At 36.7% G+C, this 25,873-nt stretch carries 39 protein-coding genes and 1 tRNA gene; 4 read left to right on the forward strand and 36 right to left on the reverse strand.

Annotated elements, in window-relative coordinates:
* The 32 genes from JOS54_RS05805 to JOS54_RS05960 form a co-directional block, all read right to left on the reverse strand.
* Nucleotides 1-1,815, reverse strand: a complete 1,815-nt coding sequence (locus JOS54_RS05805; protein ID WP_203244671.1) for a phage tail spike protein — start codon at nucleotides 1,813-1,815, stop codon at nucleotides 1-3.
* The gene (locus JOS54_RS05810) at nucleotides 1,812-2,465 is read right to left on the reverse strand and encodes a hypothetical protein (protein WP_203244672.1); all 654 of its coding nucleotides are present in this window, start codon (nucleotides 2,463-2,465) and stop codon (nucleotides 1,812-1,814) included. The genes JOS54_RS05805 and JOS54_RS05810 overlap by 4 nt, the downstream gene beginning before the upstream one ends.
* 46 nt (nucleotides 2,466-2,511) lie before the next feature.
* Nucleotides 2,512-4,476 carry a phage tail tape measure protein gene (locus JOS54_RS05815; RefSeq protein ID WP_203244673.1) on the reverse strand — a complete coding sequence of 655 codons (1,965 nt, stop codon included), beginning with the start codon at nucleotides 4,474-4,476 and terminating at the stop codon, nucleotides 2,512-2,514.
* Entirely contained in the window at nucleotides 4,476-4,748 is a 273-nt protein-coding gene (locus JOS54_RS05820) for a hypothetical protein (protein ID WP_238928333.1), read from the reverse strand. The genes JOS54_RS05815 and JOS54_RS05820 overlap by 1 nt, the downstream gene beginning before the upstream one ends.
* A 101-nt stretch (nucleotides 4,749-4,849) precedes the next feature.
* Nucleotides 4,850-5,116 carry a hypothetical protein gene (locus JOS54_RS05825; RefSeq protein ID WP_203244674.1) on the reverse strand — a complete coding sequence of 89 codons (267 nt, stop codon included), beginning with the start codon at nucleotides 5,114-5,116 and terminating at the stop codon, nucleotides 4,850-4,852.
* An 11-nt stretch (nucleotides 5,117-5,127) separates the two neighbouring features.
* Nucleotides 5,128-5,709 carry a phage tail protein gene (locus JOS54_RS05830; RefSeq protein ID WP_203244675.1) on the reverse strand — a complete coding sequence of 194 codons (582 nt, stop codon included), beginning with the start codon at nucleotides 5,707-5,709 and terminating at the stop codon, nucleotides 5,128-5,130.
* 1 nt (nucleotide 5,710) lies between these two features.
* Nucleotides 5,711-6,055, reverse strand: a complete 345-nt coding sequence (locus JOS54_RS05835; RefSeq protein WP_203244676.1) for a hypothetical protein — start codon at nucleotides 6,053-6,055, stop codon at nucleotides 5,711-5,713.
* Between the two features lie 2 nt (nucleotides 6,056-6,057).
* Nucleotides 6,058-6,312, reverse strand: coding sequence for a hypothetical protein (locus JOS54_RS05840; protein ID WP_203244677.1), 255 nt, complete (start codon nucleotides 6,310-6,312; stop codon nucleotides 6,058-6,060).
* On the reverse strand, nucleotides 6,305-6,646 hold the full coding sequence (locus JOS54_RS05845; RefSeq protein ID WP_203244678.1) for a hypothetical protein: 342 nt from the start codon (nucleotides 6,644-6,646) through the stop codon (nucleotides 6,305-6,307). The genes JOS54_RS05840 and JOS54_RS05845 overlap by 8 nt, the downstream gene beginning before the upstream one ends.
* Complete coding sequence (locus JOS54_RS05850; protein WP_203244679.1) at nucleotides 6,633-7,034, reverse strand: Gp19/Gp15/Gp42 family protein; 402 nt, start codon at nucleotides 7,032-7,034, stop codon at nucleotides 6,633-6,635. Before JOS54_RS05850 ends, JOS54_RS05845 begins: the two co-directional genes overlap by 14 nt.
* Nucleotides 7,035-7,160: 126 nt before the next feature.
* Nucleotides 7,161-8,042, reverse strand: a complete 882-nt coding sequence (locus JOS54_RS05855; RefSeq protein ID WP_203244680.1) for a phage major capsid protein — start codon at nucleotides 8,040-8,042, stop codon at nucleotides 7,161-7,163.
* 4 nt (nucleotides 8,043-8,046) lie between these two features.
* Nucleotides 8,047-8,529 (reverse strand): DUF4355 domain-containing protein, encoded by a 483-nt coding sequence (locus JOS54_RS05860; protein WP_203244681.1) that lies wholly within the window; start codon nucleotides 8,527-8,529, stop codon nucleotides 8,047-8,049.
* Between the two features lie 127 nt (nucleotides 8,530-8,656).
* Entirely contained in the window at nucleotides 8,657-10,069 is a 1,413-nt protein-coding gene (locus JOS54_RS05865) for a terminase (protein ID WP_203244682.1), read from the reverse strand.
* Nucleotides 10,070-10,356: 287 nt separating this feature from the next.
* The gene (locus tag JOS54_RS05870) at nucleotides 10,357-10,566 is read right to left on the reverse strand and encodes a hypothetical protein (protein ID WP_203244683.1); all 210 of its coding nucleotides are present in this window, start codon (nucleotides 10,564-10,566) and stop codon (nucleotides 10,357-10,359) included.
* The gene (locus tag JOS54_RS05875) at nucleotides 10,550-11,644 is read right to left on the reverse strand and encodes a hypothetical protein (RefSeq protein ID WP_203244684.1); all 1,095 of its coding nucleotides are present in this window, start codon (nucleotides 11,642-11,644) and stop codon (nucleotides 10,550-10,552) included. The genes JOS54_RS05870 and JOS54_RS05875 overlap by 17 nt, the downstream gene beginning before the upstream one ends.
* Nucleotides 11,644-12,879, reverse strand: coding sequence for a phage portal protein (locus tag JOS54_RS05880; RefSeq protein WP_203244685.1), 1,236 nt, complete (start codon nucleotides 12,877-12,879; stop codon nucleotides 11,644-11,646). Before JOS54_RS05880 ends, JOS54_RS05875 begins: the two co-directional genes overlap by 1 nt.
* A 130-nt stretch (nucleotides 12,880-13,009) precedes the next feature.
* Nucleotides 13,010-13,360, reverse strand: coding sequence for an HNH endonuclease (locus tag JOS54_RS05885; protein ID WP_203244686.1), 351 nt, complete (start codon nucleotides 13,358-13,360; stop codon nucleotides 13,010-13,012).
* A 204-nt stretch (nucleotides 13,361-13,564) separates the two neighbouring features.
* Nucleotides 13,565-14,041, reverse strand: a complete 477-nt coding sequence (locus JOS54_RS05890; RefSeq protein ID WP_203244687.1) for a hypothetical protein — start codon at nucleotides 14,039-14,041, stop codon at nucleotides 13,565-13,567.
* Nucleotides 14,025-14,537 carry a Panacea domain-containing protein gene (locus tag JOS54_RS05895; protein WP_203244688.1) on the reverse strand — a complete coding sequence of 171 codons (513 nt, stop codon included), beginning with the start codon at nucleotides 14,535-14,537 and terminating at the stop codon, nucleotides 14,025-14,027. Before JOS54_RS05895 ends, JOS54_RS05890 begins: the two co-directional genes overlap by 17 nt.
* A 143-nt stretch (nucleotides 14,538-14,680) precedes the next feature.
* Nucleotides 14,681-15,118 (reverse strand): hypothetical protein, encoded by a 438-nt coding sequence (locus JOS54_RS05900; protein ID WP_203244689.1) that lies wholly within the window; start codon nucleotides 15,116-15,118, stop codon nucleotides 14,681-14,683.
* 172 nt (nucleotides 15,119-15,290) lie between these two features.
* Complete coding sequence (locus JOS54_RS05905; protein ID WP_203244690.1) at nucleotides 15,291-15,962, reverse strand: tyrosine-type recombinase/integrase; 672 nt, start codon at nucleotides 15,960-15,962, stop codon at nucleotides 15,291-15,293.
* A 52-nt stretch (nucleotides 15,963-16,014) separates the two neighbouring features.
* Nucleotides 16,015-16,776, reverse strand: coding sequence for a site-specific DNA-methyltransferase (locus tag JOS54_RS05910; RefSeq protein ID WP_203244691.1), 762 nt, complete (start codon nucleotides 16,774-16,776; stop codon nucleotides 16,015-16,017).
* Nucleotides 16,777-16,782: 6 nt separating this feature from the next.
* Nucleotides 16,783-17,148, reverse strand: coding sequence for a hypothetical protein (locus JOS54_RS05915; protein ID WP_203244692.1), 366 nt, complete (start codon nucleotides 17,146-17,148; stop codon nucleotides 16,783-16,785).
* Nucleotides 17,148-17,909 carry a phage replisome organizer N-terminal domain-containing protein gene (locus JOS54_RS05920; protein WP_203244693.1) on the reverse strand — a complete coding sequence of 254 codons (762 nt, stop codon included), beginning with the start codon at nucleotides 17,907-17,909 and terminating at the stop codon, nucleotides 17,148-17,150. The genes JOS54_RS05915 and JOS54_RS05920 overlap by 1 nt, the downstream gene beginning before the upstream one ends.
* Nucleotides 17,910-17,927: 18 nt before the next feature.
* Nucleotides 17,928-18,122, reverse strand: coding sequence for a hypothetical protein (locus tag JOS54_RS05925; protein ID WP_203244694.1), 195 nt, complete (start codon nucleotides 18,120-18,122; stop codon nucleotides 17,928-17,930).
* Nucleotides 18,123-18,159: 37 nt separating this feature from the next.
* Nucleotides 18,160-18,330: a hypothetical protein gene (locus tag JOS54_RS05930; RefSeq protein ID WP_203244695.1), complete on the reverse strand. Its 171-nt coding sequence runs from the start codon at nucleotides 18,328-18,330 to the stop codon at nucleotides 18,160-18,162.
* Complete coding sequence (locus JOS54_RS05935; protein WP_203244696.1) at nucleotides 18,327-19,208, reverse strand: polymer-forming cytoskeletal protein; 882 nt, start codon at nucleotides 19,206-19,208, stop codon at nucleotides 18,327-18,329. Before JOS54_RS05935 ends, JOS54_RS05930 begins: the two co-directional genes overlap by 4 nt.
* Nucleotides 19,209-19,218: 10 nt before the next feature.
* Nucleotides 19,219-19,977 (reverse strand): Rha family transcriptional regulator, encoded by a 759-nt coding sequence (locus JOS54_RS05940; protein ID WP_203244697.1) that lies wholly within the window; start codon nucleotides 19,975-19,977, stop codon nucleotides 19,219-19,221.
* Nucleotides 19,965-20,300 carry a hypothetical protein gene (locus tag JOS54_RS05945; protein ID WP_203244698.1) on the reverse strand — a complete coding sequence of 112 codons (336 nt, stop codon included), beginning with the start codon at nucleotides 20,298-20,300 and terminating at the stop codon, nucleotides 19,965-19,967. The genes JOS54_RS05940 and JOS54_RS05945 overlap by 13 nt, the downstream gene beginning before the upstream one ends.
* 463 nt (nucleotides 20,301-20,763) lie before the next feature.
* On the reverse strand, nucleotides 20,764-21,066 hold the full coding sequence (locus JOS54_RS05950) for a hypothetical protein (RefSeq protein WP_203244699.1): 303 nt from the start codon (nucleotides 21,064-21,066) through the stop codon (nucleotides 20,764-20,766).
* A 14-nt stretch (nucleotides 21,067-21,080) separates the two neighbouring features.
* On the reverse strand, nucleotides 21,081-21,344 hold the full coding sequence (locus tag JOS54_RS05955; protein ID WP_203244700.1) for a hypothetical protein: 264 nt from the start codon (nucleotides 21,342-21,344) through the stop codon (nucleotides 21,081-21,083).
* 87 nt (nucleotides 21,345-21,431) lie between these two features.
* Complete coding sequence (locus JOS54_RS05960) at nucleotides 21,432-21,674, reverse strand: hypothetical protein (protein ID WP_203244701.1); 243 nt, start codon at nucleotides 21,672-21,674, stop codon at nucleotides 21,432-21,434.
* A gap of 180 nt (nucleotides 21,675-21,854) precedes the next feature.
* Between JOS54_RS05960 and JOS54_RS05965 the strand changes: the two genes are divergently transcribed.
* Entirely contained in the window at nucleotides 21,855-21,995 is a 141-nt protein-coding gene (locus JOS54_RS05965) for a hypothetical protein (protein WP_203244702.1), read from the forward strand.
* On the opposite strand, the gene JOS54_RS05970 is transcribed toward JOS54_RS05965, so the two are convergent.
* Nucleotides 21,978-22,280: a hypothetical protein gene (locus JOS54_RS05970; protein WP_203244703.1), complete on the reverse strand. Its 303-nt coding sequence runs from the start codon at nucleotides 22,278-22,280 to the stop codon at nucleotides 21,978-21,980. The two genes, JOS54_RS05965 and JOS54_RS05970, sit on opposite strands and share 18 nt — an antisense overlap.
* A gap of 49 nt (nucleotides 22,281-22,329) precedes the next feature.
* On the opposite strand from JOS54_RS05970, the gene JOS54_RS05975 reads away from it, so the two are divergent.
* A complete protein-coding gene (locus tag JOS54_RS05975; RefSeq protein ID WP_203244704.1) occupies nucleotides 22,330-22,998 on the forward strand; it encodes a hypothetical protein in 669 nt (222 codons plus the stop codon).
* Here JOS54_RS05975 and JOS54_RS05980 read toward each other — a convergent pair.
* Nucleotides 22,983-23,144 carry a hypothetical protein gene (locus JOS54_RS05980; RefSeq protein WP_203244705.1) on the reverse strand — a complete coding sequence of 54 codons (162 nt, stop codon included), beginning with the start codon at nucleotides 23,142-23,144 and terminating at the stop codon, nucleotides 22,983-22,985. The two genes, JOS54_RS05975 and JOS54_RS05980, sit on opposite strands and share 16 nt — an antisense overlap.
* 12 nt (nucleotides 23,145-23,156) lie before the next feature.
* Nucleotides 23,157-23,381 carry a helix-turn-helix domain-containing protein gene (locus JOS54_RS05985; protein WP_238928334.1) on the reverse strand — a complete coding sequence of 75 codons (225 nt, stop codon included), beginning with the start codon at nucleotides 23,379-23,381 and terminating at the stop codon, nucleotides 23,157-23,159.
* A gap of 455 nt (nucleotides 23,382-23,836) precedes the next feature.
* Here JOS54_RS05985 and JOS54_RS05990 point away from each other — a divergent pair, with 455 nt between their 5' ends.
* Together JOS54_RS05990 and JOS54_RS05995 are read left to right on the forward strand one after the other, a co-directional pair.
* Nucleotides 23,837-24,523: a LexA family transcriptional regulator gene (locus tag JOS54_RS05990; RefSeq protein ID WP_203244707.1), complete on the forward strand. Its 687-nt coding sequence runs from the start codon at nucleotides 23,837-23,839 to the stop codon at nucleotides 24,521-24,523.
* Nucleotides 24,524-24,672: 149 nt separating this feature from the next.
* The gene (locus JOS54_RS05995; RefSeq protein WP_203244708.1) at nucleotides 24,673-25,716 is read left to right on the forward strand and encodes a site-specific integrase; all 1,044 of its coding nucleotides are present in this window, start codon (nucleotides 24,673-24,675) and stop codon (nucleotides 25,714-25,716) included.
* A gap of 83 nt (nucleotides 25,717-25,799) precedes the next feature.
* Here JOS54_RS05995 and JOS54_RS06000 read toward each other — a convergent pair.
* Nucleotides 25,800-25,870 (reverse strand) — tRNA-Thr (locus JOS54_RS06000).
* Nucleotides 25,871-25,873 lie beyond the last annotated feature (3 nt).

Below are 25,873 nucleotides of genomic sequence, written 5' to 3' on the forward strand. Positions count from 1 at the left end.
TTAATTACCCTCACTATCTCCTGAGTAGAAAAGCCCGGTGCCGCTGATTGTCTGGCTATCTTTATTGACACCACCAACACTTTCAATATCCCACTCGTGGATGGGGTGGGTTTCGAAACGGTGGTTAGCAATCGTGACCCATTTGCCAAAATAACTTTCATGTTCGTTAATTCGGATTGCGTCTGTTCCATCGGCACGAGTGAAACGAAGCTCATCATCGTTCAAAAGGGCTTCTTTTTTGGAGTCTTCACCATTGATTTTTCGCTTAATATGGAGACCTTTATCATCAAATTTATTAGTGATGGAAGACATCGTCCCATCAAACTCTTTTTTAGTGACTGTTTGGCTAATTGCCTCAGCTGTTTGTTCTAATTGAGTTTTTAAATCTGAGTCATTACTTCTTAATTCTGTCAGTGTTTCGGTAAAAGTCTTATTCCCAATTCGAATTAAAGAGGCATCTAATGTTCCTGTAGTAATCGCATTAGCATTGATTTGACCATCCGCCGTAATCGCTGTTTCATACGGTCCGGCATAACCATTAGAGCTAAATCCCAATCCACCTTGAGTCCATCGCCATATATTTTTGGCTTGCTTATAATCAGGGTGATCTGAAATCACCAATTCTGTCCAATTTCCATCGGCATCCGTGATCTTCGTCACATAGCCACTTAAATTAGTAATATTTGAAGTAGCGTTATTTACAGCCACATCTACCGCCGATTTAATCAAAGGCTGAATGGATGACTTAGTGGATTCTTTGACCGTCTGCGCAAATGAACTCTTAGCATCACCTAGCGTAACTTTCGTGTAGCGTTCACTTAAAACATCATATTCCGTTTTAATGACCTTAGCTGTTGCATTCACACCTAATTTATCAAAGATAACATGGACGGTATCACATAAATTCACTCTTTCAAGAGATACAATGTTTTTGTATTCCTCTGTCTGCCAAAGCTGAATAAAAGACACATCCAGTGTTACCTTTGGTACACCTAGCTTATTATTCTTTAGGTACTGCTTTGACTTATTGTTTACCTGTTCTTTTGTTGGCTTTTTTTCAAAGTCAGACGAACATTCCAAAACATAGATACGCTCTTTTAGATAATCAGCATGATTATCCAGGTATTGAATGTCTCCAATCACTATTTCGTGCTTGTCATTTTCTTCTTTAGACCAATACGCCAACACACCTGTATAAACTGCATCAATTGATTCTTCTTGTTTTAAATCAATCAAATTCTTGCCATAGCGGATTGTAACACCGTTATCAGTTCCACGGTTTTGATGAACTTTAACTGTAAATCTATCGAATTCCAGTTCTGCACCTTTTCCAAAAGAATCCAAGATAGACCCTTCAACTCCAGCTAATCGACTTCTAAAAGTTGCTGGTACTTTTTGATTGTATTTACCCGTACCGCTAATATCCGTCCAAACTTCAAAAGGATTAAGAATCATGGAGTTGTTTTTTAATCCAATCAGAGCGGAAGCGCAATCGCTAGCTTTAAAAGGAGCAACGGGTATTCCTGCTAAATCATAGCTAATATGCTGGGCATATATCGTCACAATGCCACTAACAGGGCGTGATACTTTGTAAATCCTGAATGGCTGTAATCGTTTTCCATCACTTGGCAAAGCCATAATAATTTTATTGTTTTGAATTTCATTATAATGAATGCCACCAAGTGGGTATTCCATTTCCAATTCATACAATCCATTTCTCTCTTCTTCAACAATACAAGAAATGGCATCAGCCAAAGTGCCAATGCCATTAGTATTAAACTGCATTTCTGTTGTTTCATAGAGAATAGGTTTCATATCGTATACCACCTTGGAATAAGTTCAACTTTAGTAATTCCAGCATCAAAGATAACACTATTAACAGTGTTTGCGTTAAGAACAGGTTCACCAATCATTTCAACAAAACTATTGCGATTGTCTGCCCCTTCATACGCATTTAATAAGTCACAATCCACTTCAATATATTTATTGCCGGATTTCAGTATTTTAATTGCGGATTGACCAATCTTTATAGTGCCGACACCATAAATTTTTAGAATTGGCTTTGCTACATAATTAGTTGGATTGGTAATAGTTCCAGATGTAGTTAGTGTTGTAACTACTTCGCCACTCTTTAAAAATTTTTGAGGCATACAATCAAAGGTAATATCGAATGTTGCGGCCAGTTTATCTTTGCTCTCCACCTCAAAAGAACCATTATAACGTGCCATTCTATAGTAGGTTGAGTTGATTGTATCTTCCAATCTTTGATAACCGTTAAAAGCGTTTAAATACGCTCTCAACTCGTCTAACTTAATGCTCATCTCTTTAGAAATATAACATTTGTACGTCACTTGTACATTATCAAACGTATTGCTATTGAGCGGTGTTAATGTCCCGTTTCTACCCGGGACTGTGATTGCATCTAATCGCCTTGCCGATGAATTCCAGCCATCACTATCTGACACAAAAGTAAAAAAGGAAGATGACGGTCTTCCTGCATATATAAATATATTAGACATTGAACGCCATCTCCTTTCTTCTGGCTAAGTTAACCATATGTTCCTCTATTATCTCTGCTAACTCTTTAGGGTCTTTGTTATATCCGTTAATTTGAATAGTAACGCCACCCATATTAACAGTACCCACTTGTGTTCTTTTGCCTTCAATTAGGTTTCTTAAATAGTTTTCTGACATAATCACTTCTCTACCTTTTTCTCCACCACCTAGAAGCGAATTGCCATTTGATCCAAAAATAGTAGCACCATCAAGCAAATAAGGCTTATCCATCGCTTTAGCATACCATTTAATACTTAATCGAGGCACCTTTGGAGGCATTAATGAAAAGCTACCTTCCAATTTGAAGTGAGGCAATTTAATTTTTGGAAGATTCCACTTAAAACTAAATATCCCTTTTAACCAATTGATTATTGGAGAAACAATGGATTTAATTCCATTAAAAACTTTTAAAAATGTATTTTTGATTGAATCTAACGGATTTAAAACAAAATTAGCTAACGCCATTACCGCCCCACCAATGCTGGATAAAACGGGTTTTAAAATGCTGTTCCAAAACCCCGCAATGGCGTTGATTGTACCGCCAACCACGTTTTTAATGTTGGTCCACGCTTTATTAACAAACTTTCTAAAGCCCTCATTATTTTGATAAAGTAGCGTTAGTGCAACGATTACGGCCCCAATAGCCGCCAAAATAGGATGAGACATCAAAACACCCAAACCATTTGAAAGCTTAGCAACCGCTCCCGTTATACCGGATAACACCGATGTCACCGGCCCAATAGCCGCTAAAACACCCGCTATCGTCAATATAATATCTCTCTCACTATCATCGAGTCCGTTCCAGCCTTCAGTTAAGCCTTTAACAACAGGAATGATATTATTGACAGCCGTTTGAATGGATGGCATTAGTGTTTCTGCTATATCGTGCCCCAAAGACATCAAACTATTCAAAACTGTTTGCCATTGATCAGCAGGATCTAATGTGGCATCAAAAGTATTGCTTACAGAACCCAGCGAATCATTAAGCGCCTTACTGGAATTAGTAAACATATCAGCCGATAATGTACCGTTTTTGAAGGCTGAATACAGTTGTGGACCCGCCTTAGCTCCAAAAACTGATATAGCTCCCTCAGATGAAGATAATGCCTTTTTAAAGGCTTCTTGCATACTAATGCCCTCACTCATAGCTGAAGCTTGTACCTTTTTCAATCCTTGCATAGCGGTGGACACATCTACTCCGGACTTTTCAAGATTACCCAAAAGTGTGGCGGAAGAAGCTGCATTCAGACCCATACCTCTTAATGCTGTAGCATTTGTTATCATATGCTGTTCAAGAATGTCCATACTAATCCCAGTATCTTGGCCAACTTTATTTAAGGCATCTAACATAGCTCCTGTATCTTTTGAAGATACACCAAAAGCCGACATTGCTTTTTGAACTTTATCAATAGATGAATTAACATCAACACCATTTATTTTTGCAAATTTAAGGAATTGTGTTGAAACACCCTCTAGCTGTTTCCCTGTTAAACCAAATCTGGTATTTACTTCACCGATAGCTGTTCCTGCCTCTTTAAAGGAAGCAGGCATAGTAGTTGCGATATTTCTAACAGACTCTTGCATATTATGCAACGCGTTGCCCGTTGCTCCCGTTTTCTTCACGACAATATCAAGTCCATCATCAACTTGTTTCCATGAAGCCATTGCAGCCGTAGCAAGCCCGGCAATGGGAACTGTCAAACTTTTTGTCATCGCTTCGCCAACAGGCTTTAAAGAATTACTAATTCTGCCCATTGCATTACCGAACGACCCTAAAAAAGATTTGCCTGATTGCTTGCCGGCGCTAGTGCCGGCTTTTGCTGTTTCTTTCCCCAACGCATCGGAGATTGCATTACCGATACCATCGGTTGTCGGTATTAATCTCACATATGCACTTGCTAACTCAATACCGTTTGCCACTATGCACCTCCATATCTAGACCTATTAAAGTCACTTGCAGAATTGTATTGTCTGCAAGTATCTCGTTTTTCTTCTTTACTTTCGTTACCCAAAACGATGTTAACCATTTTTTGGGGCATATCTTTTTTCCCATCTCCCACTAGTAAATATTCAATTTCAGCTAGCCGATCATGTATACTTGGCAGTAGTAAGTAATTAGGAAATTCACAGATTCCTTGCATTTTTTTATAAACTCTTGAATTAGCCCCTAAACCGAAAACTAAAATTGCCACTTTTGAAGGTGGCAATTGTTTATAATCAAAAAGGTGATAAGTCTCTGCTAGATCGCAGAATAACTCATCACCATATTTGTTAATTATTTCGGCAAGGGCTATTAGTTTTTTCCATTTGTAATGGATACCATTAAACTGGATAATTCTTCACTCATTAAAGTTGCATGAACAATACCATCATTTGATAAAGAACGTACATGCTCTTTAAAAGTTCCATACCCATCTTCACCCAATAGCATTTTCATAGCTGAAATCAATGCGCTTGGTTTTCCTTTGTCTGCTTCGCCCCATAATTCAAGCAATTCCCAGTTATCCAGCGCATTATCTTTCACTTCGATTTCAAATCCTGTTTTTGTTTTACCTTTCATAACTCAACCTCCTATGCAGCTGGCATTTGGTAATAATCATAAGACGTATTACCTTTATCATCTAACATTGCTTTTAATGTGACATCATATCCAATTGCAGAATCTTTTTTATAATCCAAATCACCCAATTCTGTAATTTTGGCATTTGGAATCACAATACGTGACAATGTACCGTCAAGCATTACTGTATCAATCACCCAAGTGTTGGTTTTAGGTTCAGAGGCATTGTGTTTAACTGTCATCTTAGATGATGCGGCTACAAGTTTACCTTCCACATTCGCATCACCATAAACTGCTTTCTGAACTATATCATTTAAAGCCTCAATCATCTTAAACTTGAACGTTTCGCTATATTCGGTCTGAACAGTGGCCACAATGCCGCCTCCCCATTCTTTTACGTCATTAGAACTTCTAGCTTGTGATCGCGTAACCCCCTCTTCCGAAATGTATCCTACACCTTTAAAAGCTACATTCAATGCAGTGTTTGCGTCTGTAGGCAATACCGTGCCAATTGGTGCATAATAAATTGCACCCGTAATTTTTGGGCTACTAGTAGATACATTCTTAGCACTATTTGTATTCATTTCTGCCATTTTATCCCTCCATAATTTCTTGCGTAACAACAGAAAATACCGCTTGATAACGGTATTCTTTTGTCTCTATATTTGTAAAATTGTAATCATTGATAAGCAGTATGGAAGATATTCCTATTTTATTTGCACAAAGCATAACCTTCTTTACTTTTTCATTTAATTGAACTGCTTTTAACAATGATTTTGCATGTGATTTAACAGCAATTGTAGAAACCGTTATCCAATCTTTACTGGATGTTCCCGTTTTTTCTACAATTACATATTCTTCCGGAACATTTTTTGGCCGTTCCATATAAGCTTTAATACCTTCACTGTTCAACAATTTAATGATTTCTAATTCAACCATATTCACCCCTGTGTACTTTTTAGAAGCGTGTTATTGTCTAGGTTATCCTGCTTAGCTTTGCCACTCTTTGATCTAACAATAGCTGTAACACGTCCATCTTTTGAAGAATGGTTGATTCTATACTCATAGCCTTCTCCGGCTCTTGCCGCCTGTTTTCGTGCAAGTTCTTCAATATAATTTTGTACTGCAGGACACTTCAACAATTGATTCACACCTTTTTTATTGAGTTCTAGATGCTCCAATTTTCCATTATTCATAACGTTCGACATAATATTTGTCATTCCATTCTAGTGGAATCATCTTTTCAATTCCCTTTTGTGATAATGAGAAAACGTGCCAGCGATATCCAAAAAACTCAACGATTGCATCAGTCCATGTGTGCTCATCTCCCTTTGGAATCGCAATTTGATACTGCGCTTTTTTACCATAAAGGTTTGTTACATCAAGGTTTTCTTGTGAACCAACAGGTGCAACGAGTACATTTTCTACTTCAATGGCTTTTCCATCTTCGTATATAGGGGCATTAAATTCATCCAAACCTATCTGTACCTTAGGAAGGATTTTAACCGTGATACCCTTAATGGATGCCATATAAATCAACCACTCCAAAGCGCTGGCGTGTTAGACCTAGTCGCTTTAAGTCCTTCTTTAAGATAGACATTCCACCACCTGTATTAACATAGGTGCCTGACCACGAATAGCCTAATGCAGATTGTGATTCTTGTGAGAGCATACTTGCGTTATCTGAGGATAACTGATCTAGATATCGAGAAACGATGTCTACAACCACTGATTTCACCACATTAGAAAGTATTTCGCCCTTAGCAATCATCTTATCTAAATCTTTTCCAACTTTCATAGCCTCTTGTCGTAAAGAATCGGATACAACAGGGAGTAACGCTTCTACCTGTTCTTGTTCAGCATTAGATAAAGGTTTCCAAAGAGTATTGACATCATTTACGCTTGCTAGGTTTATCATCCTTTACCACCTTCTTATCTTTAGTGGCTGCAGGAGACGGCTTTTCTACCGCCTCCCATACATCACTAATTAAAACAGATGAAACATCAATTACACGGCCGTTTTTAATGTTTCTATACTGCATGATTAAGCCTTCGCAATCTTCTTGAAGGATGCAGTATCTAAGATGCCCCAACCGATGTATGCTTCTGCACGTAATACTATCTGATTTGTACGCTTTAGGTCGCCCTGTCCGTCTGGATCACCATACTCGATGATTTCGCATGGTACATTTTCGGCATATCCCCACTTAAATGCGTTTTGGAAGTCACCGACAATTGCTAAGTCCTTAGATGTGCCAAAGGAAACTGTGTTATTTACATCGGATGCCATTCCATAGAATGCTTCTGGATTCTGACCGAAACGGAATTCAGGATACTGTACTACACCATTAACCTTAATCTTGGATAATGCAGCACTAAATGCTGGAGCCATTGCGATACCTGTTACTACGCCATCTTCACCTGTGATAGCCTGTACAGCAGTATCGATATCTTCATCTTCCTTTCCTGCAGTTGTTGTAACTGTAGTGATTGAAGCCATATCAAAGTTCTTAGTAGCTAAGGAAGTAACTGCTGTTTTTGTTGCGGGATTCACCCCGTGAAAGGCACTAATGTCTAAAGCACGTGCAATCTTAGCCGAAAACCCATCTGCAAAGGCTTGCAAATATGGAAGTTGCTGTTCTTCAGACATGTTTACAAATTCGTCTGTTAAACGGTGTTGATAAATAAACTTCATGGGTGCAATTGTTACAGGCTTAAAGCTAGCATCACCAGCAGGTTTATTTTCGCCTTCGCCTACGATAGATGCTTCACCATCCATCGCAAATGTCATTTCTGTCATGCCCGCAAATGGAATTGGTGTTTGCCCAGATAATTTAGCCAAGGAAGAATGTCCCTTTGCTTTGCTGAATACCTCTGTTACTAATTCAGCTGGAAATAAATTCGTTGATTTTGTAATAGTTGACATATTTTTATTCTCCTTTAAGTGATTTCGCTAACGCTCTTACTGCGTTGTTTTTTTCGCCACCTTGATTTCCTTCCGGTTCTGCCAGTGGTGCTTTTGGCTTGTTGTTTCCAATCAATTTCACAAGCGTTTCTGCATCCTTTCGGATATCTTCTTCCGTTTCTCCCGAAAGCCTACTTGCCATCTCATAAGGTAGTCCTGTCTCGTGAGCAATTCGCGTTTTTACCGAGGCGGTCTCGTAACTCTTGATTTTGGAATCCCTATCCGCAAGCTGTTTATCGTAATCTGCATACTTCTTGGCCTTTGTTTCTGCGTCTTTAGAAAGTGTTGAAATCTGCGTATCGTAATCTTTTTTGATTTGTTCTAAATCCGTAGGGCTCGTATATCCCTCATATTTTTTAGTTACTGAACTACGCTCTCTTTCTAGTCTGTCTTTCATTACCGAATCAAACTGTTCTTGCGTTGTGATTGGTGTAAATACTTCTGCCATTTAATTAAGTCTCCTTTCCCTCTTCAATCCGTGAGGTATACGTATTTTTAAAACTATCTAAAAAGGCGACTATTTTGTACCGACCCCCAAAAGTCTAACTTTTGGAGGTCACATCATTTTAGCCGCCCTAATAGAACACCTTTTGTTTTCTGCGTTCTTTTGTCTTTTTACATGACCAAAACGCAAAAATCATCGATTCCATCAAAGATACATCAACTGTTTCTTTAATGGATTTAAAACCAAAACCGCCATTACTACCAATAGCACGTCTTTGAACATTACAAACTGATTGAAGCAACGATGGTTGCCCTTTGTGGCATATCATTTTTTGATCTAGGCATTGTTGGAATAGTGCGTTTGCTTCAATAACTTCTCCAACTTTAGGAAAGATTGGTTCTTTCTTAATTCCGGCGTCTTTCATGGCATCTGCCAGTAGCTTTTGACCACCTGCTCCATCTATTACTACATTTTGTAATTCAGCTTGTTTCAAGAAACGAATCAGCCATCCTAGCCCATTTCGCTGTGGTTGACAATCTATACTTTCAACAAAGATTAAATCATTTGTCGTTTTAACCGCAATACTTAATGCAACATTTTTTCCATCAGCACCGAAACGAATGCCAGCATATAACTTTCCTTTGAACTTAGGCAACTTATCAACCTGTAATTCCTTCCATTGTGATTCGCTGATGTCTGATTTCAGATTTAACTTAGTCCAGTATCCTAAACGCTGAATGTTGAAGTCCAATTCATCTTCCCCAATTTCATCACGTATTTTACGTTCTGTTAGAATCGTGCCTAGCGATGGATTTGTCTCATACCAAGTCTCTACATCATTGACATCTGTCATGCTTTCGACTGACCATTCTGCCCAACCTGTATTACTGGTCTTACCTGCCAATGTATTCTCTCTCATGTGCGTAAATACTGTACCCGAGGATACCATTGTAGGTGGTGTACCGCAGAATATCGTCTGTGGATTTGGAGATGAAGAAACAACGTACTTCAATGTAGTCTCTTGATCGTTCTGGTATTCCTGTGCCTCGTCAATGATAAGCAGATCATATCCTTCACCAAGTCCACCCTTAGATGTTCTTGTTCTAAACGATGCAAGTCCACCACCTTCTATCATCTCGATTTTTTCCAATCCATATTGACGAGTTACTATGAAATCTTCTTTTTCTTTGTATCCAGCTTTGACCATAATGTCATATAGACGGCTAAAGGCTGAACTAGATGTTGGCGTTCTGTGCGCTGTATGTAGGATACGTTCCCCTTTAATTAAGCCATAAATCTCTCGTATGGTAATAACTTCGTTCTTGCCATTTCTTCGTGATACAGCATATCCAAACTTTGAATGTACCCACAGTTCTTCATCATCATAGGAAAGTAAGTCATAGATTAATAACTTCTGCCAGTCCTGTGCTTTACGTTTTGATTTTTCGTATAGTGCGATTGCTTCTTCTCCATATGTCTTTTCATATGGCAAAATAATGGATTGAGTTGGTGTTTGGCGACCTAATCTTTTAGGTTCTGCCATAACTCCTCCTTATCCATTTTCTATCTTCTTTGGTGGTCTGAATACTTTTCTCATTATTTATCCTCCAAAATAATATAAGACTTTTATATGCATTGACTTTCTCTAAAAATCAATTATACTAAGGGTAATGATGGGTCCTGCTCCGGTTGGAGGAGGGGCCATCATTTTATGTTATTTATTGTTTCGGCAAAGAATAGAAATAATAGATCGCTTCGTTTAATAATTACACTGTTGTAATTTAATATAAATAAAAACATCGTAGAATTTACGATGTTTTATAGTCCTATTCAAACTCCAGAAATCATGCCTTGAAGTTTATCGCCTAACTTCGCATATAAATTTGCCAGTTTTTCATTCTTTTCGACATTACACGATTCTTCCAAATAGACTTCATCAGCAATTTGTAAAAGTTCATCATCCTCATATTCCCTATTTTCAATTGAAATCCCAATATCATAGAGTAACTGTTTTTCAGATTGTTCAAGTTTTACTTTCATAATCTTTCCTCTTCATTAATTTTTCTACAAGTTTCGTATGTGTCTTATGAACGGTAGTTATTGTACCATTATCTGGATTTAAATATACTGTAGCATTTTTACCAATAATTTGAAATGATGATTTGCCATTTTTATTAACTTTAATATCACCAATTTTTAAACTATGTTTGATTGCATCTGTAATATCAAATGGATTCATTTTTCGATTATATGCTTGGTCGTAAAAGTGTCTACTTATTTTTTTGATTTCAGTATCATTTACCCTTGCACCTACGATTTTTCTTAATTCTCGACTGACCTTTTCCTTATACTCCGCTTTATATTTCATTGCTTCTGCCATCGAAATCCTATCAGCAGATTCATTTCGACTCCATTTATTTGTTTCCCAATCACCTTTCCCCTGAATGACCACACCTCTTTTAGTACGGTATGTAATCACACAACCGCACCCCGGATGTCTTTCAAACATTCCCATGTCATATGCTTCATCGTATGGAATATCAACACCACAACGGTCAAGACACCACTGGCATACTTCGCTACCGCCTTTATCGGTTGTATGAATGCCTACGTCGTCATATTCACGAGAAACCAAAACGTTAATGCCGGATTCATCCATGAATTTAGCACTTCTTCTACCTATTTCGTCAACATAGTTTTGAGAAGCAGAAATAAAAAGATTTTCTGCAACATTGAGGGCATCATCCACATTATCATAGTTATCAAACTTTGAAGAAATACTATCTACACATGTGTTGTCATATGAAACTGTAGCAGGTTTTAAATTGACCTTTGCGGCTTCGTATATGACATTTTGTGCCTGCGACGCTACAGTCATGACATCTTGATAGTTTGCTTCCAAAATAGGATTTAAAACCGCCTGAGTAACGGTTAAATCGCCTTTGCTGACTTGTGAGATTGCTTTTTTTGCCAACTGCCCCGCGCGTTCACTATACTTTTGAGCCGCTTCATAACTTGCTTTGCCACTCTCAATCAATTTTCTAAGATGTATAAGTTCAGTATCGTTCTCAATCAATCGCAAATATACTGACTTTGCTTTCTGAGCAATATCGCCCATTAGAAGTTATCTCCGTCAATGCCGAGAATATCTCTCATACTATCATTACCGATATATCCGGGAACTGCTTGATTAACTTTTAGTGCGGCGTCACCTAATGCAGCGATACCAGAGGCATCAGGGGCATAGATTGGTTCCCATAACGGCTTTGTTTGATGCATTTGATTCCGCTTATATGGATACTTATCACGCACACACGCAGCCAAATATCCGGTATTTAAAAATCCCGCGCCAAATGAACGTTGTGCTTTTTCTGCTATGGATTTTAAATTCTCATGAGAAGCTCTAATTGCTTCGTAGCTTGTAGGATTGGACGATGAAATACCGAGATCATCTAATGTCAATCCTGTTTCAACTGTGAAAAGAGAAGCATATTCCTTTATTTCTTCTACGTACGGCGCCAATTGTGCTTGCGAGAATTGACCAAGTGTAGGAATGCTACCGTCTTCCCCTTTATTGATTTGCAAGAAGTCTGATATCGCTGCTCTACCTGTTGCATTAATCGGCTCAGCATCAGGTTCCATCCCAAGTAAATATTTTTGTGGGAATGAATTCACTTCAGAACAAATTGCCATATTCATTAACGCATCCTTTGCATTATTCTGATGACTCATACATGCGCGACTAATCCGAGAATGGCCAAACGGGCGTTTTGCATCAGGACGATTCACGATAGGAACAAGCAACGGATATGGAGCCGTATTGTCTACTGAATATGGATCTAATCCATTTTGATAAATGACCATTTTACCTGGTATAAACCAAGCCTCAATCAAGGCATTGCCTTTATCGTCTCTTTTTAATACCGCATATCCTTCGGTTAACATACCAGTAATCGGATCTATAATACCTGTGGCATTTCCGCCGTCGATAACCTGCAATCTCGGAAAGCCCGTATCATCTTCGGAGATATAAATAAAATTACACGAAGTAATAAGCGCACCTAAAATAGCGGAGTCATAAAGAACATCGCTATTATTCATTTCAAAGATTTGTTGCATATTAAAGTTATCATCTTTGAAACCTCGAAAACGCAATCTATCAGCCATTGAATCGACTGCCTTAGTACACCAACCAAGCGTAAACTTAAATTTATTTTGTAGTGCGACTGGAACCATTAAATTTCTAGGCTGATGTGAATCCTTCATTTCGTAATAACGGTATCTGGTCTCTACTCTACTTCTTTTAGCTTCTAGTTTACGGCGTAAATATTCAATCCCTTTGTAATCTTCCATTTGGTCTCCTTCCATTAAAAAAATGGCTATTTTACTAGTCACTTGTAAAAAAATTGATGTTTCAGCGAGAAATATTCGCAGTAACGGGCGTATGTTGCGAAACACATGGGGGTAGGGGTCTACCTCCCCCTTATGTTTTATATGACTTCCAATCTATTGATTGAGGTAATACTCGATTATCTATACTTTTATCTGGTATATATTTCTTGTTTATCACTTTGTCTGCCTTTCTTCTGTTACATGATAAGTGGGCCAGTTGTAGATTTTGTAAATCCGATGGGTGTCCGCCCTTTGATATAGGTATGATGTGGTCTACCGTCGGACTCATCGGGTCAGGAAACTTTAATGAGAAATCTACAGGCTTACCACATATCGCACAGATTGTTTGTGTTGCGTAAATCGTCTTTTTGTTCTTATCAAAGGCAGCTCTAAATGTTCCATCCTTATCGGGACGATTTCTTGCATACTTTTTTTGTCCCACACTATCTCCTTCCTAGGCTCTCTTACACAAATTAGAAACTACCAGCCTTGCTCATGACAAACAATGAATTTTAAAAAAAGAATTAAATAGGCATACATACGCTGGTAGTCTCAAATCTGTATAAGAAAAACCACGAACATTTCTGCACGTGGTTCTTGCCCTATGCCCATTATAACATCAATTTTCGTGGGACATGTCCCAAAATTAAATCAATCTATGCTTTGGATCTACAGCTAAAATAAAAAATATATCTTCTAAACAGAAACCAATAAGAATATGCTCACCATTTCCGTTTGGTTTTAAGTGTAAATGTATCAATTCATCCTTCGCAATTGATTGAACAGATTCAGGAAGAACATTTATTAAATATTTGTATTTTTTATAATCAAGATTACTTCCATTATTATGAGATGAATACATCCTCAGTGCATCACTGATTGATGTCTGAGTTGAAAAGTCAAATATAAATTTTTGAAAGCAATCAATGAATTTATCCCTATCTGTTCTACTATCACTTCTAATTTCATCTAACGCATATTTAATACATTTATTTGATTGATGTAGAAATCTCAAATCAACCATTGGTTGATCTTCAATAGTCTTAACAAATCTATCTTTTTGCTCTTTAAAATTTGATATCTCTTCTTTTAACTTATTTTTAAATTTAAATGAATTCGGCATATTTTTCAGAATAGTATTTAATAATTGCATCAGAAGTAATCTCGTTTTGAGATGAATCAAACATACGCAATCCTTTTCTTGCATTTTTCCAAGGATCTTCTTTATGGGTCAAAGATTCAAGTTCATCGGCCGTTAAATCTCCATAAGCGTCCCAAACAAACTGAAGAATTCTTTTTTGGTCACCACTCAAATTTTTATCTAAATCTTTTTTGACAAGGCTTTTGAACTCTTCTGCAATCATAATATCTCGCCAACCAAATTTTTTTAGCTCATCGTATAGTTTTGGACAAACAGGACCGTGCACCCACGCCTCAAAACGAATTTCCGGAACAATATCTTTTCCAAGTTCAAGTAAACTCCAAACTTCAGCATAAAAACAAAGTTTTTGGATTTTTTTATGGCTCATTTCAGCTTTTTCAACAAACCATTGAGCCACTAAAAGAATATCTGAATTTGGATGGATTTTAGCATCTTTTGCTGAAAATTCTATTTTCATAGCAAGCCTCCATATATTTATTCCACATATACATAAAGCAAGAAACATCCAATATTGATTATCTCTTGCTTTCTTTTCTTAAAATTCACCCATAATATATCATATTTTGTGTTTTTGTGTTGCAAATTTAATTTAATATTTATTCATTTTAATTTCAACAACACCTCATTTATCCGTCTTGCCATTGTGCTTTTGGTTACATAATACATTTCAACCATCTCCCTTAAAGTCTTTTTGTACTTATACCTTTGCTCAATCAACTTCAGCTCCTCATCAGATAATCGATTTAATCTTTTTTGAATGCGACTAGTCAAGTAAGTTAAATCTTGCTTTTTCCTAATCAACTCGTCTTGTTCCTCAAATAACTCAAGCAGATTGATATCGCTATAAATCCTTGTTCCCCGTTGATACTTGGCTTCCTCTAAATTTCTGATTGGTGGACTGTCAACCGAAGTTAACTTGGCGTCAATCTCGCATATCTTTTCTTGAATTATTTCTATCTCATGAAGATAAAAATAATAGCTTCTAAGTTCTCTATCAACTTGTTGGATAACGTCACGGTCATCGTAATAGTTATTCATCCCTACTCCAATCTACTGCTTGCCCGCAATTTCTTGAACGCAACAGAACAATACTTATGTTGCATAATTTTAATTTTCATTTTTTAAACAAATTACTAGTAAATAACTAGCATTTTTGATTGTTTCCGTTTTCTCATATGCAACATAAATTTGCATGTTGCATTAAGGCTTTTTAATACCTCGCTAAATGGTTGATTTTTCCTCTGAATTTTTCCACATCATTTTCTTCCAAACAAATATATCTTTGAGTTTCTTCTGCCGAAGAATGTTGTAACAATCTTTGAACTAACAGAAGATCATGTGTTTCATCCCAAATCCAACGCCCATAGCTTTTTCTAAGCGAGTGGCAACCCACCTCATATTTGATGCCTGCTTCTTTGGCTAATTTCTTAATCCAACGCCATGCCGTAACTCTACCGATTGAATCTTTTGTTTTTAAATCTTTCGGAAATAAAAACTCATATTTAGTGAACCCAAATTCTTCAATATACTCTTCCAAAATGGTATAAACTTCCGGAGAGAGTATGTATTGTTGCCGTTTTCCCGTTTTGTGTTCCGTGACCGTAACTTTACCACCGGCATAGTCTCTTGGAATTTGTTCAAGAAGCGTGTTTATTCGGCACCCTGTGTTGACTCCTAGTATAAGGATGATATAGTTCCTGTACCATCGGAAATAGCCTGTAGAACGCTTCCTATACGCGTCTCTGTGGACAAGGCATAGTCGAATCATCTCTGCAAAGTCATCACGATCAATCGGCTTAACCACTTCACGCCCATTTTTTGAATCTGTCTTCCGCTCATAAGTTGATTTATGCGGATGGAATCTTGAATAATATCTAGCCACTTCTAATACCCCCTAATACTCTCTGTTTCCAAATAGCCACTTTTTTATTTTTTTAAAGTAACAAACTTGTTTGAATATTCTTAAGCATTTTTTCTTTTGCTTGTTTGTAAAAATCTTTTTTGATTTCAAAACCATAGCATGAACGATTAATTTCTGCACAAGCTCTTAGCGTTGAACCACTACCAGCACATGGATCGATCACTACATCCCCCTCATCTGTAAATATTTCAATCAATCTTCTAAGCAGAGGAAGTGGTTTTTGCGTTGGATGAATATGTGGCGTTTTATTATCTCGTGGGTATTTGAACCAGTTAAACACCATCTTTCCATCATTATTGAATTTTGGTAATTTATCCCGGTATAGAACCACTGCATATTCTGTGGCACCAACAATTTTCATGTTCGCTTTTAAAACTTGACTACTATAGTCTTTAATGAAAAATAAAGGATATGAATTATTAAACCCATACTTTTTCCCCTGTTCTATAACTTCTTGGATTTGCTCGAATGCACAAAACACAATCATGGCTGGTGATTTCCCTTTTTCTTTCGGCTCTTTAATTAACATTTTTGAGCAAAAGTGCATATACTCCGGAATTCTAAAATATCCCTCCGTGTCAAAGAATGAGCTTTTAGCTAGTTTACTTTCTCCTTTTGAATTATCACCGTCTACATACCATTGTGGATTACTAGCATAGGCTTTTTCTGATAAATTGTACGGTATATCGGCTATCACCAACTGAGCTTTTGGTATTTGATACCGTTTGTAATTTTGAAAGCTATCGTTAAATAACTCTATTTTCTGTTGTCTCATATTTTTTTATTCTTTCTTTACTTTCATAATTTTTTCTAATTCTTCATCCGTTAAGGGATTATCTGAGTCAAATTTCGAACACCACCACTTAACTATTGAATCTTTGCTACAACCACCTTTTGAAAATATTTTTCCTAGTTCAATCCCACTTTGCCTTTTTTCTGAATAACTCTCATATCCTCTCAAGTGTGCTTTTATTTCTCTATCACTTGTTTGGTTGAAAAGATAATTTGTTAATTCTTCAAATGAACGTAGATGTTTTGTTAGCATCACATGTCGAATTTCTTCGTCCGTAAAATCTTGCAGAATACTTTTAACATCAAATTGCGGATTTCTTTTTTTGAAATAATAAATTGCTTTTTCACTTAACATCAGAATGGTAAATCCTCCACATTAAAATCTAGGGTTTGATTATCGTTTAAATGTTTGGCTTCTAATTGAACTCTACGTGTTTTGTATGTTGACTGCGGAAATTGTTTTCGATTCCAATTTCTAGCAGTAGCTTTCCAATCTTTCATAGGATTTTTACCAACTAGCCAACCGTTTGAATCGTAGTAGTTTATGAATTTCTCACAATCAACATTTTCAAGGTTTTCAGAATTGCAAAAGTCAATTAATTCTTGGAGGGTTGGTTTTTGGAAATTTTTTCTTTTTTCTTTATTTATTTCTTTTTTATTATCTATATCTATATCTTTATCTATATCTTTATCTATATCTGTGTAACGTAGTTCGTCACAATTTTGTAACATCGGCGTAACATTGTTACGCATTTTTCGCATACGTTCAGCCGCCCCCGTTTCACTTCCAACCAAATTTTTGAAATTTGCAATGCTCAAACAGCCATTTTCATCTTTATAAATAAGTCCTAAACTAACATATAAATTTAATGCGGTTCTAACTGTATCGATGTTGAAGTATTTAGTATCTCTTTGAATTTTTTCGATATCATACGGAATAATTATTTCATTGAGCTGCCTTTCTAATTTTCCGTTTGATTTAACCGTCATCAGGCATAGCATTTGATAAAGAACCACATATTCAGACCCATTTTTTTGGGACATCAAGAAATCAACTGCGTCACTTGTCATGAAATCTTTTTTAAGTTTTATCCAAAAATATTTTCTCTCTGCCATATTACTTATTCCTCCTTTTTAAAATATTTCTAACAAACTAGACATTTCTGTTATGCTTTCGTAATTACGAATGGTATGCTCAAGCTTTAAAATAGTCTGAAAGCTCTTGAAATTCATTTCTTCTAACTTTTCTTGTTTCTTTTTAAGCTTGAAATTTTCTTCTTCAAGAGCCATTATTTTCTTCTCTAATTCTTTTATTTTTTCAACATACATCCACCAATACTCCTCTCTTGCAAGCTAATGTCCTTTATCAACTTCGTTTGCATCTTCTGCCTCTTCCTTTTGTCTTCTGTTTTGACTCTTTAATCGTTAAATCAATACCCTCTAAAGCTTCTTGATATAGCTGTTCAAAAAACTCTAATGGCTGATTGATAAACTGCTTGGCACTCATACCCTCAAGCTTCGTTGTTAAATGTTTCATTTGTTCTCCTTGTTGAAATGAAATTCTATTAAATTCGCTAACATTAAGTATTCTTCTGCGAATTTAGTATTTTTATGAGTTTCTCTTACTTTTTTTCTAAATTCTTCTAAAGTTCCACAGAAGCATCCGCACACAACGCCTATAGACCCGTCTTTTTGTCTAAAAAAGCTTGTATGTCTGTATTTCGAACCGAAGCCTTTAACATATACATAATCTGCCTCACTACTAACCAAAGCGTCACCTCCAATACATGCGTTTCCATAGACCTTTGTGCCACCTCTAATACATGCGTTTCCATTAACCACAGCATTTCCATTAACCCTTGCGTTACCTTCAACCCTTGCGTTATCAATAACCACAGCATTTCCATTAACCCCAGCGTTACCTTCAACCCTTGCGTTTTCACTAACCACAGCATTTCCACAAACCCATGCGTTGCCTTCGACCCTTGCGTTTTCACTAACCACAGCATTTCCACAAACCCATGCGTTGCCTTCGACCCATGCGTTTCCATAGACCTTTGCGTTTCCATAGACCTTTGCGTCACCTCCAATACATGCGTTTCCATTAACCACAGCATTTCCATTAACCCTTGCGTTGCCTTCGACCCATGCGTTTCCATAGACCACAGCATTTCCACAGACCGTTGCGTCTCCACTAACCACTACGTCATTTTCAATAAAAGCGTTATCTTTAACCCGAGCATTATCTTTGACCCAAGCCTTACCGATTTGGCTTAAATCTCTTTCGTCTTGAATATAGCCGCCGTATTCTCCAGCCTTTACATTTCCAAAATCAATTAAAGCTTTGATTCTATGCAATTTGATTCCATTAAATGTCTTTATGTCTGTTGTTAATTGGTATTTTTTGTTCTTCATAAAACCGCTCTCAATTCCTTTCAATACAAGGTAAAATACCCTTGTTTTTTAACCAATCGTAGATAAACAATCTTCCTTTTTGTGTCCATGCTAAACTTGAAGCCGTTGCCGGCTCTCCACCCTTTGTGATTGGATAAGTCTTACTTCCCGCATATCCCTTGCCTGCATACTTGGCATATAAGAAATATCTATTACTTTGTTTGTATTGGATATTATCTTCAACTAAAAGACTGTTTAACTTGTGAGCACTAAAGCCATAATCCTTAGCAATCATCGTGGTTGTCAGCAAGTCCTTACATTGAAGCACTAAATCGTAATAGCTCGCTTTTGGTTGCAGAGTATCTATTAAGTCGCTCTTTTCTCTTAACTCAATCGCTAACGCTTGTTGATGTTCCACACTTTCAGCTAAGGCTCTTAAGGCACTTGGATAATCTTGCGGAATAAGTGGTTGCAACTCTTTGACTTGCTTTTCTAATTCATTGAATTTGTTGATATACGCTATCTTGAAATCGTTGTATCCTTGAATATTGAACATGTAGAGGGTGAATCCGTCTTTAGTAAGGAGATATTCTCTGTTCTTTTTCCCGTTACTAGCGATATATTCACCTGAAATTAGTAGAGCCGAAATGTCGGCTGTACTACTACTTTTTAAGTTGTCTAAGCTTTCCAAAACATGCTTATGCTGTTTGCCGAGTTCCTCCGCAATCACTCGGCTTGATACGACATAGCCGTAAATGTTATCTTTTTGAATTTTTACTAATTGTTCCATGTTTTAATCTCCTCTCTAATTTGAAATCCTTTAATAATTGATTCGCATAATTCCTTAGCAGTATTCGCTACCTTTTCCGCATCCGAATTTTGAACCCATCGTTGTTGGGAATAGCCATTCATCAAACACGCTACACGCTGTATATTCGTCCACTGATAGCTTCCGGCTAATTCTTGTACTTTCTTCTCATACTCATATTGAACGGCTTTCAGTGCCTTCCTAACGGGGTTTATCTGCTCTTTCTCCGACTTCCCCATCTCTTGTATGAGTTCTGCTTTGATTTGTTTTTTAAGTTCTTCAAATTGTTCTTTTGTTAGCTCCATATAAAAAGCTCCTTTCTTTTTTCGTTCTTTGAAAACACAAGGAGCATAGTGTATAATCTCTATGCACCCTTGCGGTGTGATTGTGGTATCGCTGTTACTTCTTGCCGGAAACGCAGTGATACCTTTTTAGATATTTTTTAGGAGTTTTTTATACACTTGCTACTTATATTTGTCGGTGGTATGTGCAAATTTTGCACATACCACTTCTTCATAAAGAACTGTTATTTGTGATAAAACATTTGTGATAAAATTTAGGTGATGTTTTAAACACATCACTTGTGTTTAAGTGCTAGTTTCTTGGATGGATGTAGCACTTTTTTTACTGCCTTAGAAAATACAAATGCCTAGTTTGAATGCTTTGTCACTAAATTTAATTGATTTCATGTTCTACCCTTTCTAAAAAAGTGTTAATTGTTCCTGCTCCTTATCGTGTCAGCAATCTTTCTATTGTTAAACTCCTTCATCAGCTGCCACCTCTTCTAACGGTCTTCTTACCGTTAGAAGAACGTTGTCTCTCTTCTGTTGTAAAGCGCCGTGATACTTGTTCTTTTGGCGGCATACGATGCAATTTACAACCATCCGTTAACGCAGCTAATATTTGGCTAAAAACAAAACCTGTTTCTTCCCTACAACCATACTCTCCAAGTGTTAGATCCATATGTCCAGAAAGAGCCACTTTAATAGCATCACCCGATGGTGTTATGTAAATGTCGACAATATTGTTGGTATTAAAAAGACTTTTTAAATCTTCTGATAAAATCCACATAGTAGCTAACAAATTCACTCATGTTTAATATCGCTCTTTTCCGGATCGATTTCACAAAGTGCAATAGCCTTAATGATAGGCATCAATTTTTCAACACTAGGTAACATTTCTTTTCGACAAAGTTTTTTTGGATTTACTATAATCATATTTAAAGCGACTTTTAGTTCTGGCTCTGTGCACAGGGCTAATAGCATAGCTAGTGTCTCAAAAGCTAAGTTTATAGGTTTACCTGCTATTTCGAATTTGAAACCTTTGGTTTCTTTTTGTATTTTAATCATTTTTATTTTCTCCTTTTTCTGTTAAAATAAGAGTGACTTTTTAAGATAGTCACTTAAGCGCTTTGGTCTTTCTGGACTGCGCTTTTTTTAATAACCAAGTCCCGCATATTCTTTGATTCTTTTTTCATCAATTCTTGCCCAGGAAACAAAATCTCCCGTGGGAACTTGGCGACGATACAGCGGTTGTTTGTACTTTGCTTCAAACCATTCACGAAATGCAGCAATCATTTCCATGGCTTTTTGCTGTCCGCAAGCTTCTAAAATTTGTACATCACGAACCGTTAAATGTGGTTTTGCTAAAATTGATAATTTTTCCTTGTTTGTATGCATATTTCTCCTTTCTATTCAGTTAGTGCCCACCAAATAAATCCCCAAATTGGAAAAGTGATGGTGAGTGTTACTATTAAAAATTCATAGATGTTTTTAAGTGATTGTTTCATGTTCTATCCTTTCTGTGTTCTCCTTTTTCCGCTATATACTGATGGCGGAGCGGAAAGGAGGTGAATAATAATGGCTAAAAATAGTAAAACTACTTCTGCTAAAGTTGCTTCAAAGGCATCTAGTATTCTTCGTGACGGAAGAACAAGTGCAAAATCAAAATCTGTTGCTGGTAGCGCTTTAGCGCAAAAATCCTCAAAGAAAACTAAGTAAATTGTTTTCTTTCAAAGTGCAGTACATGGCAGTTGCAATGCTTTGTACTGCTCTTTCATCTTCGGTAATATCTTTATTCCCTGATAAGTCCAAAATTGCATGTAAACATTCATGTATGAGCACTTGAATTTTCCTATCATCATTCAAATCGGAATCAATTTCGATAGTATCGTTTTGAAAATCAACAATTCCTCTCGTTATACCTGCCTCTCCTTTGCAGATGACCGGTTTTTCAACAATTTCAAACTTGATTCCGCAAATATATAAATGTTTTGGTAGTTTCATGGTTTATCCTTTCTTTGATATAATTTGGCTAAATAGTGAGGTGGCTAAAATGTTTAAAAACAACCATTATATTTATGGTTATAACGATGATGAAAAAAACGTTGAAATTACGTATCCGGAAATGTGCCCAGTATGTCATACCCGTGTTAGACCAAATTTTGTATATGGTCATTTAGATGATTCAAGCGACCAATATTTTTCCGTTCTCTTTTCGTGCTCATGTGGAAATATTTTTATGAGTAAATATAAGCTTGGTAATTGTTATTACGGAGAATACAGTTCAGAATATGCACTTTCCATTCCAAACGGTTTTGAGGGCGAAAAGTTTAATGAGCGCATAAATGCTATTTCAAAGGAATTTATTGAAGTTTATAACCAATCTTTAGAAGCCGAATCACTTGGATTAAAAGCCATATGTGGTGCAGGCTATCGTAAGGCTATTGAGTATCTTGTTAAGTCCTATTGCTCACTTTTAAATCCTGATAATAAAGAACAAATTTGGAATGAGAGTTTAGGAGCAACCATCAATCGTATTGAAGATGAACGTATGCGCGCACTTTATTTTGCTACTAAAGAAATCGGTAACGACCAAACACATACGATAATTAAACTTTCCGAAGGTATCCCTGAGATGAAAGAGTATATTATGGCATTAGTTGCTTACATAAATTTCGTAGGTCTTTCAAACATTGCAGCCAATAATTATCGTCGTGGATAATAACGATTTAGTATTTCTTTTTTAGCTTTATCGTCATCGTCATGATGAAGCTTTTTAATTTCGTCTCTCAATTCAGCAATTTCAATTCTCAAAGCTGTTACATCTGTAATCAATTTATCTAAAGCTACCATTTCTAATTGATTCATACATCCTCCTTTCTAAAGGGTGTTTACGGTTAAATCGTAATCTTCTGGCAAAAAAATTAGGTTGCTATATGGAATACCATATACATCTTCAATTTTTCTTAAAATAGGTATATCCGGATAGCTTTTTCCACGCTCATAATTACTTAAAGTATCTACAGATATTCCAATCAATTTTGCTGCTTCTACTTGAGTTAGTCCTCTTAATTCTCTTGCATATTTTAATGGTATTTTATTCAACTTTCTCACCTCCTTTCTACGCCCTCAATATAGGCTTACTTTGTATCATAATGTTTAACAACAATCACTAATAACGTAGCACTTAAAGCAACATTTATTACGGATAACGCAATATTTAACACTTCCATATTCTCCTCCTTTCTTTACTTCTATGAATAAAGCAATTATAATAGCCTTACTAGAGAGGGTTAGCTCTCTAGTAATTCAATCAACTTAACCACTAGGCTTAGTAGCGCTATTAGCAAGTTGATTATGGCTATGGAAATCGTTAGGGTCTTTTCAAGGTGTTTCTGACGATTTCTTTTTTTATTGCTTTTTTTCATCTCTTACCTCCTTACAATGTCTATAGTATTACGGTTTAACCGTAATGTCAACGGTTTTATCGTGATTTTTTAAAAAAATATTGTTTTTTTTACGGTGAAAACATATCCTTATACTAGGAGGTTAATCATATTATGAATAATAATTTGGGAAACAAAGAAACAATGGCTGATAACATTAAATATTACATGAAAAAATTTAATAAAAGCCGAATGGATATGTGCAACGCTCTGGGAGTTAAATACACCACCTTTACCGATTGGGTTAAAGGAAATTCATACCCTAGAATTGATAAGATTGAATTAATGGCTAATTATTTTGGAATAACTAAATCAGATTTAGTTGAAGTTCGTGACACCCTAACCGAAATACCAATGTCTAATATTGTTTTTGATGATTACTTCCCTCTCCACTATTATTCGGGGCTTTCTGCCGGTAGCTTTGAGGAGCTTCTGGAAGCTGAACCGGATAGCGTAGTTTATGTTCCTATCATCTTTCAAGGGCGTAAAAAACGTTTACATGCTTTTAAGGTAAATGGTACATCCATGAACAATGTTATCCCGGATGGCTCTATTGTGGTCATAGAAGACACGCACAACAACGCTATGCGATATTCCGACGGAACAATCATTATCGCCTTCATGGACGGCACAGCAACCGTTAAACGTTTATATTCAAGTGGAAATCAAATAATGCTCATGCCGGATAGCTCTGATAAAAGCCATATGCCCATCCTTATTACTCAAGAACAGCAATTAATTATTATCGGAAAAGTCATCTGGCATATGAACCCGGAAGATATAGCGGAGAAATGGTATTGATAGGGATACACAAAGAAATAAATCAATAAAGAGTTATCAAGATAAAAAATCCGACTGCTACCAACAGCCGGATAAGCAGTAAACCCACAACCAAGTGCTTTTACTGTACCCGATTTTAGCACAAACCATGCAGAAAGGAAGTGATTAGGATGGCAACTGCACGCAAATCATCAACGTCTAAGAAAGTTTCATGGGAAGCAAGATACTACATAAGAAAACCGGATGGCCGTCTGGCATATAAAATTAAAAAAGGATTTTCCACAAAATCAGAAGCACAGGCGTATGGCGTTTCTCATGAGCATGAATCGTCTATTTCTTCACGTACAACAATGTTACAAATGTTTGAATTGATGAGTCAGTCTAATAACGCCAATAAAACAACTACAGATACACGCAGAAACCGCCTTCTTAAGTACGCTGATACAATTATCAACCAACCAATGAATCGTGTAACCAAGGCTGTATTGCAGTCCTGGAGAAGCGATTTAGAAGTAGACGATCGAATAGCTACCACAACAAAGAACGATCTTATCGGCTTTGTAAAGCAGATTTTCGTATTTGCGTATAATACCTATGATTTCTATGATTCTGCAAAAGTGCTGAAGCCTTTTAAAAAGACGTTGGACGATTCCCACGAGATGCACATCATCACTCCGGAAGATTTTAACAAGATGATTGCCTTTGAAACAGATGAAATCATCAAGGCAATTCTAATTTTTATGTTTCGTACCGGATGCCGTAAAGGTGAAGCCAGAGCCCTGTACAAAGAGGACTATGATTCGGTTTCTAAAAGTGTACACATATATAAATCCATGCGACGTTATGAATCTTCACTCAAGACAACTAAAACAGCCGGCTCTGTGCGAAGAATCCCTCTGGATGATAAAACCATCGAGATTATTAAGCCACTGCTTAAACGCCACGGGAAATGGCTATTTGGTGATACAGCAACTGTATGCCTTAGTGCTTTACAGAATCATTTCAAGGCCAATCTAAAAGCGGCAAAGCTTCCAGATATGAGGCTGCATGATTTGAGACATAGCCATGTTTCTCTTCTATGGGCCAATCATGTACCAGTACCGGAAATATCAAAGCGTATCGGCCACAGTTCCCCAGCTCAAACAATGAAAACGTATGCCCACATTTTTGACAATAACCAAAGCGCTACTTTAGCTGTCTTAAATAGATTTTAGCCAAAAAAGTGCTAACGTTTTGCTAACGTTTTTGCACTAAACATAAAGAAAAGCCCTTAAAATGGGGCTTTTTAAAACTATAATGCCGCTTGGCAGAATTGAACTGCCCGTTCATCCTTACCATGGATGCGTATTACCACTATACTAAAGCGGCGTG

Source organism: Bulleidia sp. zg-1006 (genome assembly GCF_016812035.1).
In the GTDB taxonomy this organism is placed as follows: Bacteria; Bacillota_I; Bacilli_A; order Erysipelotrichales; family Erysipelotrichaceae; genus Bulleidia.